This is a genomic window from Pseudoalteromonas sp. (assembly GCF_041613455.1).
GTDB lineage: Bacteria > Pseudomonadota > Gammaproteobacteria > Enterobacterales > Alteromonadaceae > Pseudoalteromonas.
This window is the reverse complement of the sequence record NZ_JBFJHD010000115.1, coordinates 1-9,868: the sequence shown is the minus strand read 5'-3', so window position 1 is coordinate 9,868 and position 9,868 is coordinate 1. Positions and strand designations below refer to the sequence as shown.

At 42.2% G+C, this 9,868-nt stretch carries 9 protein-coding genes; 2 read left to right on the top strand and 7 right to left on the bottom strand.

The window, feature by feature from the left end:
- Window positions 1-44 precede the first annotated feature (44 nt).
- Entirely contained in the window at window positions 45-731 is a 687-nt protein-coding gene (trmH, locus tag ABYB02_RS11140) for a tRNA (guanosine(18)-2'-O)-methyltransferase TrmH (protein ID WP_372762531.1), read from the bottom strand.
- A 40-nt stretch (window positions 732-771) separates the two neighbouring features.
- A complete protein-coding gene (asnC, locus tag ABYB02_RS11135) occupies window positions 772-1,230 on the bottom strand; it encodes a transcriptional regulator AsnC (protein WP_372762530.1) in 459 nt (152 codons plus the stop codon).
- A gap of 187 nt (window positions 1,231-1,417) precedes the next feature.
- Here asnC and asnA point away from each other — a divergent pair, with 187 nt between their 5' ends.
- Window positions 1,418-2,413, top strand: a complete 996-nt coding sequence (asnA, locus tag ABYB02_RS11130; RefSeq protein ID WP_372762529.1) for an aspartate--ammonia ligase — start codon at window positions 1,418-1,420, stop codon at window positions 2,411-2,413.
- Between the two features lie 112 nt (window positions 2,414-2,525).
- Here asnA and ABYB02_RS11125 read toward each other — a convergent pair whose 3' ends face one another.
- From ABYB02_RS11125 to gmk, 5 genes are all read right to left on the bottom strand, one after another.
- Entirely contained in the window at window positions 2,526-4,136 is a 1,611-nt protein-coding gene (locus ABYB02_RS11125) for a DUF342 domain-containing protein (RefSeq protein WP_372762528.1), read from the bottom strand.
- 156 nt (window positions 4,137-4,292) lie between these two features.
- Window positions 4,293-4,685: a RidA family protein gene (locus tag ABYB02_RS11120; RefSeq protein WP_372762527.1), complete on the bottom strand. Its 393-nt coding sequence runs from the start codon at window positions 4,683-4,685 to the stop codon at window positions 4,293-4,295.
- A gap of 12 nt (window positions 4,686-4,697) precedes the next feature.
- Window positions 4,698-6,803 carry a bifunctional GTP diphosphokinase/guanosine-3',5'-bis pyrophosphate 3'-pyrophosphohydrolase gene (gene spoT, locus ABYB02_RS11115; protein WP_372762526.1) on the bottom strand — a complete coding sequence of 702 codons (2,106 nt, stop codon included), beginning with the start codon at window positions 6,801-6,803 and terminating at the stop codon, window positions 4,698-4,700.
- 122 nt (window positions 6,804-6,925) lie between these two features.
- Window positions 6,926-7,201: a DNA-directed RNA polymerase subunit omega gene (gene rpoZ / locus ABYB02_RS11110; protein WP_372762525.1), complete on the bottom strand. Its 276-nt coding sequence runs from the start codon at window positions 7,199-7,201 to the stop codon at window positions 6,926-6,928.
- A gap of 126 nt (window positions 7,202-7,327) precedes the next feature.
- Window positions 7,328-7,948 (bottom strand): guanylate kinase, encoded by a 621-nt coding sequence (gene gmk / locus ABYB02_RS11105; protein ID WP_372762524.1) that lies wholly within the window; start codon window positions 7,946-7,948, stop codon window positions 7,328-7,330.
- 399 nt (window positions 7,949-8,347) lie between these two features.
- Here gmk and ABYB02_RS11100 point away from each other — a divergent pair, with 399 nt between their 5' ends.
- The gene (locus tag ABYB02_RS11100; RefSeq protein ID WP_372762523.1) at window positions 8,348-9,775 is read left to right on the top strand and encodes a S8 family serine peptidase; all 1,428 of its coding nucleotides are present in this window, start codon (window positions 8,348-8,350) and stop codon (window positions 9,773-9,775) included.
- Window positions 9,776-9,868: the final 93 nt, after the last annotated feature.

Below are 9,868 nucleotides of genomic sequence, written 5' to 3'. Positions count from 1 at the left end.
GTTATTATTTAATGAGTTAAGTGTACTGATACACTGTATATGCATCAAGTATGTTTTAATGCTTGCCAAAACTGCTCATCAGCAACAATTTCGCCATGCTCATCAAGTGCGGGGTACGGTAGGTTCTTTTGCTTACATTGCCTTGCAATAATTGGGTGGCAACCTTCAAAATACATCGGGTGTTTAATCGCTGCACTCAGCATATCGCGGTTGTATAATCCGGCAAGCTCGCGCTGGCGCTGTGCCTCAAATAATATTAATGCTGCAGCAACCGAAACATTAAGTGACTGCACCATGCCTTGCATAGGGATAATGATATTTTGATCGGCGTGCTGCAACGCTTGCTCAGAGATCCCGGTTTTTTCTTGGCCTACAATAATGGCGGTTGGCTTGGTGTAGTCAATTTCTCGAAAATCAACGGCATCTTCAGATAAGTGGGTCGCTAAAATTTGTACCTCTGGGTTATGCGCACGCATACTCGCTGCTGCATCATCAATATTTTTATGCAGGTGCGTCTCTAGCCAGTTTTTACTGCCACCCGAGGTGTTATTGGTTAGCCATTTTTGCTTTTCTGGCCAAACAGCATGGACATGGTGGCAGCCTACCGCGTCAGCAGTTCTGACAATGGCAGATAGGTTATGGTGCTTATGAACATCTTCTAAGCACACGGTTAGGTCTGTTTGGCGGCGCTCAAGTACGTGTTTAATTCTTTGAAAACGAGTTTGTTGCATGAGGTTCCTCTTTTTCCCCCATTATACGAAACTTTTGTAGTTATGGCATTACTGTACGGCTAATTGGGTTTTGTAGGGAAATGAGGGTTTCTGTTGACTGTATTGCCTCGATTGCTTGTATTTTATTAATTAACACGTCTTGTAAATGGTCGATTGAGCGAGTCATGACTTTTATAAAAATACTGTAATTACCGGTGGTGTAATATGCTTCAACTACTTCTTCTAATGCCTCTAGCTTAATTAACGTTTGTGGGTAGTCGCGTGCACTATTTAGATTGATACCAATAAAACAGCACACATCATAGCCCAGTTGCTTGGTGCTAATGGTTAGTTGAGTACCGGTAATTATTTTTGCTTGTTTCATTTTTTCTATGCGCACATGAATGGTGCCAGCACTGACATTAAAACGCTTTGCTAATTCTGCATAAGGTGTACGTGCATTTGCCATTAGTGCATGCAGGATCTGTTTATCGAGATTGTCGATTTGATAATTATCCATAGTTTTTTCACTCTTTAATTATTGATTATTGCTATTTTATAGCACTTAATTAATGGTTTTAATGCATTAAAGCTATTTTTGTTGTGGGTTATTGAATTAAATAATTAATTGGTTACGATAACCATATTGAAGCGTAGTTTTACGCAGTATTATGAAAGTACAATAACTGGGAATGAGGCCAATTATTATGAGTTCACACTATGTGCAGCAGCAGCAGCAAATAAGTCAAGTTAAGCGTTTTTTTTCGCAGCAACTAGAACAACAGTTAGGCTTAGTAGAAGTACAAGCACCGATCCTTGCTAGAGTTGGAGATGGCACACAAGATAACTTAAGTGGTCATGAAAATGCGGTTGCTGTTAACGTCAAAGCGATTACAGATAGTCGTTACGAAGTGGTGCATTCGTTGGCTAAGTGGAAACGCAAGACATTAGGTGATTATGGCTTTGCAAAAGGCGAAGGTATTTACACACAAATGAAGGCATTACGTCCTGATGAAGACTCGCTTAGCCCAATCCACTCTGTATATGTTGATCAGTGGGACTGGGAAAAAGTGATTTGTGAAGACAGTGAGCGCACATTAACAACTCTTAAGCAAACCGTTGAAGCCATCTATACAGGTATCAAACAGACTGAGCAATTTGTCAGTGATGAGTTTGGTATAGCGCCGTTTTTGCCAGCGAACATTACTTTTGTACACAGTGAAGAGTTGCGTAAAATGTACCCCGATTTTAGCGCTAAGCAACGGGAAAAGGCCATTGCTCAAGAATACGGTGCAGTATTTTTAATCGGCATTGGTGGCGCATTGGCTGATGGCGCTAGCCATGATGTAAGAGCCCCAGACTACGATGATTGGTCTACCCCAACATGTGAGCAGTACACCGGGCTTAACGGCGATATACTAGTGTGGAACCCAGTTTTAGAAGATGCACTGGAATTATCGTCAATGGGGATCCGTGTGAGCCCTGAAGTGTTAAAAGCGCAATTAAGTCTAACGGGAGATGAAGACCGTTTAGCCTTTGATTGGCACAAGGCGTTATTAGAAAATAAATTTCCTCAAACTATTGGTGGCGGTATCGGTCAGTCACGTCTAGCAATGTTGTTGCTACATAAGCAGCATATTGGTCAAGTGCAAGTGGGGGTGTGGCCAAAGCAAACTTATGAAAGTGTGGCTGGTTTATTATAAGCAAGTGATTTTTAGGGCGCTGTAATGGCGCCCTTAAGATGATTGCTGACGTTATAGCTCATAATGCTTTTGTTAATAATGTGAATGAGCGAGGTGTAAAAGCGCTCATTCATTATGAGGTTTTAAATACTAATTCCACCTTATTGTCTTGTAAGCTGACATGACAGGGCGGGTAACTGCGAATTGTTTTGAGCAATTTATCAAAAATCCGAATTTCGACTCCTGAATGCAGCACCGTGTTTACTGTTAATTTGGCGTCATTTAATAAGCCGTGTAAATTGTTTTCCAGATCAGAAAGACGCTTTTCTAGTTGCTCTGCTTGCTTGCAGTAGTGCTGTTGGGTGGCGGCAATTTTAGTCAGCAGTAGGTTCTTTTTTTCTAAATCTTTGAATTTTTCTGCTTTTTCTAGTGCCGCTTGTAAGCTATCAAGTTGCTGGTCTGTTTTTGCAAGCTCTTTAAAACAGCTATCGGTAGTAGCTGTAATTTCAGCCCCGGATGCGGCTAAATTAATCACCATTTTAGCCCCCGATTCATTGCCAATTTCACCCGCAATAATTGTTGCGGCGTCTAATACTTCGCCACCAAATAACTTACCCTTAGGAAGTTCATCTTGGCCTATCTGCAAAACACCTTTTGCTTTCAGTGCGCAGTGGCTTGCTTGGCGCTCAATAACAATATTATTTGCTTCTATATAACAATATTGTGCGTGAGTAATATAGATGTCACCCTGACTAATTAGTTTGCAAGATAATGAGTTATCGTCAGCTCTTTGGTGACCAATCCCGGCTTGTTTAACTGTGATGTCGCCCGTGGCAATCAGCTCACCTGCCTCAACGGTACCAAAAATAGTAATATCCCCTTTGGCAGTTACTTTCATCCCAGGCGCAACATTACCACTGACAATAACGCTGCCTTCAAAGTCAATATGGCCACTTTTATTGGTGACTTCAGCAATCGTAAAAATATCATCAACGCGCATACCATTATGTATATCAACGGGCACCCCTGCGATGGTTGAAAGTAGCTCATGTGGGTTTGTTGGTGATATCTCAGTACCTTCGCCTGAGACGAGTGTATGCGTTTTACCCGACTTTGCGGGCAACACATCACCGAGTACGGTAAAGCCTGCTTTACCTGGTGTGGCTGGTTGTTGGCGAAGAAGTACTTCGCCAGGCTGTACACTCACTAATTTACCAAAATCGCGCATATCGACGCGGCCATTTTCAAGTAGTTGTGGTGTTTTTAAGCGTTCTTTAAGTGTTTTTACTTGGGCTATAAATTGGGTCGTTTGACCATCAATGGGTAAGCGGCCTTTGGCAAGTAGGCCCTTTACCTTGCTGCCTGGGGGCATCTCGAATTGTTTTTGTAACAGCGCTTCTAAAAATGCTTGCCGATATCCTCTGCTGATCCGTGCTTTTACCAGTTGCACCTTAGCCTCTTCTAAACTCAGTAGTTTACCGCCTTGCGCGAGCGTTAATTCACCAACGGCACGCATCTTATCATCGCTAATTGTTACATCTAACGTGGCATCCTGCTGAGTGGCGACCACTAGAATGGGTTCCGAGTGTTTATCTTTCGCAAAAAAGTCATTAATGGCATTGTGATTGATTCTACAATCACAGAAAGTCGACTTTTTAATCGCCTCAATAATAAACGCCGCATTAGGCGGGGAATGCTTACTAACATCCAGTAATACATTGCCATTATGAGCAAGCTTAAACACTAGTTAATCCTTTTCTACTATGTAAAGTTAAGTTTTTGGAGAGCATTATAATAGAGTGCTAGAAATTCACATTTGAGTCAAGAAATCAATAAAAACAGCATACTGGCAGTAAGGAGGGGGGAGAACTATAGGCTTGGCCTATAGTTCTAAACAGGCTTAGTTAGTTGAAGGTAGCTCCATAATGCCATCTATTTCAACTTGAACATTTTTAGGTAATGCGCGTACACCAATTGCTGCGCGGGCAGGGTATGGTTGTTTAAAATATTGGCTCATTACTTCGTTTACAATGGCAAAATTGCTCAGATCTGTTAGGTAAATATTTACTTTTACTAAATCTTGAATTTTGCCACCGGCTTCTTCGCACACTGCGGCAATATTTTTAAATACCTGATGCGTCTGTTCACTAAAGTCTTCTGAAATAACTTCCATTGTCTCAGGCACCAATGGTATCTGACCCGATAAATACACCGCAGTCCCTACTTTTACGGCTTGGCTGTATGTGCCAATGGCGGCAGGGGCTTTTTCGGTAGAGATAAATGCTTTATTCATGTGTTTCCTATTTTACTTTTTACGATACACTTTTTGCACATCAGGCATCACGCGAATGCGACGCATAATATTAGCAACATGGATGCGGTTTTTAACCGTGATCCCTAAGTCTATCACGTATAAATTACTTTCTTTTTCGTCGGTGGCTATTTCTACAATATTAGCCTGCGTTGTTGCGACTACATTGGTTAACTTAGCGAGCGCACCTTGGTGATTAATAATTTCAACTCGCAGTGCTGCAATGTATTCTTTTTCTGGGTTATCGTCCCATTTTACCACTAAGTATTTAGAACGTTCGTTTTCCCAGCCACGAATGTTTTTACACTCTTGGCGGTGTACCGTTAATCCTTTACCTTGGCTAATATGCGCAGTGATTGCATCTCCGGGGACCGGACGACAACACTTTGAGTAGTTAACTAACATGCCTTCAGTACCAATAATGGTTGCTTTAGCTTGTTTAGCAATATCAGAGACGTCGCCTCCCTCATTTTGCAGCAAACGTTTTGCAATTAGCATGCTCATTAAGTTGCCTGAGCCAATTTCTACTAATAGCGCTTGTACTGTAGCGAGTTCATGCTCTTCAAGCACCCGGTCAATGTTTTCTTGTGCAATGCCATCGAGTTTGTTTTCGCCCAGCGCTGAGTCTAATAAGCGCCTACCGAGTAACAGCGCTTCTTCATGGTGTTGGCTTTTCAGGTAGTTACGAACCCCTAAGCGCGCTTTACCGGTTACAATAAAATTAAGCCAGGTGGCATTAGGGTGAGCGCCAGAGCTGGTGATAATCTCAACCGTTTGACCTGTGTCGATAGGTTTACTTAAAGGATACGGTTTACGGTTTACTCGTGCCCCAACACAGGTATGGCCTACATCGGTATGCACCGCATACGCAAAATCGACCGCGGTGGCGCCCATAGGCAGCTCTATAATACGACCGTCAGGAGTAAATACATATATTTCTTCTGGGAATAACTCTGTTTTGACATTTTCAACAAATTCAAATGACGAGCCAGCACTTTGTTGTAATTCTAATAAGCTTTGCATCCACTGGCGAGCGCGCTGTTGCGCTGTACTGCCGGTGCCATCGGTCGCTTTTTTATACATCCAGTGTGCTGCGACCCCTTTATCAGCCATGTGATCCATATCATGGGTGCGAATTTGAATTTCTACTGGAATACCATGCGGCCCCACCAAAGAGGTGTGTAACGATTGATAGCCATTGGTTTTTGGTACGGCAATATAGTCTTTAAAGCGTGTTTCTATGGGTTTATACAAGTTATGCGCAACCCCTAATACACGATAGCAGGTATCCATAGATTCAACCGCGATTCTAAACGCATAAATGTCCATTACTTCATTAAATAACAGTTCTTTATTAAGCATTTTTTTATAAATACTATAAATATGCTTTTCGCGGCCAGATACGGTGGCTTTAATTCCAGCCTGTTCTAAACGCATTTCTATTTCGTTTTGAATATTAGAAATAACTTCTTTGCGATTACCGCGTGCTTTGGCTACTTCTGATTTTAGTGCCCGATGACGCATGGGGTATAATGCTTGAAAACCTAAATCTTCGAGCTCATTTTTAATATCGTGGATACCAAGGCGGTTGGCAATGGGCGCATAAATTTCTAACGTTTCGCGAGCAATGCGACGGCGTTTATCCGGGCGCAGTGAGCCCAGTGTCCGCATATTGTGGGTACGATCGGCAAGTTTGATTAAAATAACCCGAATGTCTTGGGTCATCGCCATAATCATTTTGCGATAATTCTCAGCTTGGAATTCTTTTTTATCTTTAAAGCTAAGTTTATCGAGTTTACTTACCCCTTCGACCAGCTCAGCCACTGTTTCACCAAAAATTTCCGCTAAGTCTTGTTGGCTAAAATCGGTGTCTTCAATTACATCATGCATTAACGCAGCCATAAGTGTTTCATGGTCTAGGTGCATGCTGGCAAGAATTTGGCTTACTTCAACTGGGTGGGTAATGTACGGCTCGCCACTTGAACGAGTTTGTCCTTCATGGGCCTCTCGGGCTACCACATAGGCTTTTTGCACTAGCTCAACATCGGCGGCTGGCAAGTATTCTGAGATTTTCTTTTTAAGACCTTCAAAAAGATACATTCACACTCCAATGTTCTTGTGAAGCAAATTAGGTAAGTTACGAATATACGATGAAAAGACGGGATTGCCAACGGCTAGTGAAGAAATACTGTGCCGTTGGCTAAATCAGACCGGGAGGTCGATTATTGGTTGCCACCAACAATAGCAGCAACGGCAGCTAATTCAGCTGCTTCTTGATGTTGTTGCTCTTCACGGTCTATAACATCCATTGATGAGCTATCAACTAAGTTTAATTCAATTTCGCGTAGCGCGATTACTGTTGGTTTGTCGTTTTCAGGATCAACAAGTGGATCTTTACCACCAACCGCAATTTGGCGGGCACGACGAGCCGCAACTAAAATTAAGTCAAAACGATTACCAATTGCATCTACTGCATCTTCAACTGTTACGCGGGCCATCTCAGCACTCCAAAATAATTTAAAAGCAAAGGCGTAGTTTACTGCACGCAGCCTGTTTCGCCAATAGCCAGTGGTTAATTTTTACCTGTTTTAATTGTCAAATGACAATTAAAAGCAAGGCATCGGTTATTTTAATAAGTTATTTAATAAATCTTGATGACGGCTAGTTTGCGCTTTAAGGGTTAAGCGCTGCGCCATTACGATGGTCTCTATATCGGCTAAGGCTGTGGCAAAATCATCATTAACAATCACATAGTCATATTCATTATAATGTGATGTTTCTGACTGTGCTTGCGCCATGCGTCCTGCAATCACTTCAGCCGAGTCTTGGCCGCGATTATTTAAACGTTTTTCGAGTTCTGCTTTTGAAGGCGGTAAAATGAAAATGGTTTGTACCGTCGGCATTATTTTGCGTACTTGCTGTGCGCCTTGCCAATCAATATCTAAAAAGACATCGATACCGGCATCAAGTTGCGACTCAATCGCTTGTTTAGAGGTGCCATAATAGTTATCGAACACTTGCGCCCACTCAAAAAAATCATCTTTAGCAATTAACGCTTTAAATTCATCAGTGGTGACAAAGTGATAATGTACCGCATTTTCTTCACCTGGACGAGGTGCGCGAGTGGTGTGTGACACCGATACTTTCATATCTGCATGTTTGTTTAATAGGGCATTAATTAAACTAGACTTACCCGCCCCCGAAGGCGCCGATAATATAAATAAGTTTCCGCGAGTTTGAGCCATGTTTTTCTCTTATTTAAAATAAACAGGCTTGAGTTACTCGTTAGTAAGCCAAGCCTTTAATTGCACTATTGTACTTTATTTAGCTGATCATGCTCAACAACTAGCAAAGTAACTAATAGGGATAGTGTAAAACTATTGTTAAAAACTCAACAATAAATGACTGGCACAGCACTATTAATGACTCATAACAGTATTTATTGTTGCGACGCAGTCGCACCATTTCGCTAATTAAGCTAGATAATACGGGTGTTTTAAAGTGTATCTAGGGGTTTTCCCTTAGTTGATCTAGGGATTGATCCCGATAGGTTTCGTGGTCTACTTATTCTTTAATAGCTATGTAAATAAAACATTAATAGAAATGTAAATAACACATTCTTTTGAAGATAGGTGGACATAGCAATGAAATCATTAATTAAAAATATGGCATTAACCATGTCAATCGCTGGCTTCAGCCTCAATGCAACCGCAGCTGCAGTTATTGGTTCACAGTTAGAGCAGCAGTTACAAACTATGACAGCAACTGATAGTGCCATGGTAGTGGTGAGTTATGACCAGCTAGATGCATTATCAACACCGCAATTAGAAACTTTATTAAACCTAGGCCTTAACCAAGGTGTGCAATTTAAATCGTTGCCGATTATTGGTGTGATGGCCACGCCAGCACAAGTACAACAATTGGCCGCTTTACCGGGTGTACGTTCTGTGTTTGCAAATCGCAGCCTAGAGTACTACAACAAAGAAGCACGTGAGCTGACCGGTGTTGAAAAGCTGCAAACTAACGAGTTTGCTGCCAACAATGGCATGAAGTTTACCGGTAAAGGGGTGACGGTAATTGTTAACGACTCGGGAATTGATGCCTCACTTGCTGATTTAGAGTATGGCGCAAAAGTGGTCGAAAATGTGCAAGGCGTTACGCATGCTCAGGCTATCTCTTTAACGGGTATTGATGGTGTGTGGATTGAAGGGCAATTAAACACCGATTTAAACGTAGGCCACGGTACTCACTGTGCGGGAACGGTAGGTGGTTGGGGTACACACTCTAATGGTAAGCATAAAGGGGCAGCACCAGGTGCTGATATTGTTGGTTACGGTTCAGGTGCTGGTCTGTCAATTTTGGATGCACTGGGTGGTTATGATTATGCAATTAGCCATATTTGGGATTTTAATTCACCTATTCGTGTAATGAGTAACTCATGGGGTTCAAGTGGTAAATTTGATGCCGCGGGTCCTATCTCGTTAGCGTCGTATAAAGCGTATAAGTTAGGCATGATCTCAGTATTTGCTGCGGGGAATTCGGGTGCAGGTGAAGATACTCATAACCCTTATGCCCAAATTCCATGGGGTATGTCTGTCGGTGCAGGAACTAAGCAAGGTGACTTGATTGACTTTTCATCACGCGGAAAACGGGGGGAACAAGGTGACTTTACTATGCCAGATGGTTCATCATGGACCTATAAAAATGAAGTGACAATTGTGGCGCCAGGAGTTGATATTATTTCTACTCGCGCTAAAACCAATTTAGCATCGAATGGCGGTGCTGACGATGTAGGCGCCATTGAAAATGAATACCTACCTTATTATACGATGATCTCGGGTACCTCAATGGCAACACCGCATGTAGCCGGTATTATCGCCCTTATGCTAGAGGCAAACCCTGAGCTTACACCGTTACAAATTAAGCAAATTATTCAAGAAACGGCGACCAACATGCCTGGTTATCAGTCTTGGGAAGTAGGCGCAGGGCATGTTAATGCGTATGCCGCAGTGGCCGCTGCACTAGGTTATGATGAACAAAATAAAGTATTAGAAAGTTTGTACGGGTTTTAGCGCTTAGTGAGCTTGGCTCAGATAAGCCCAGTGAACTTACTCGTTTAGGCTTATGTCGAGCGCAGTTTATGCAAATAATTTTAGAGCCTGGCG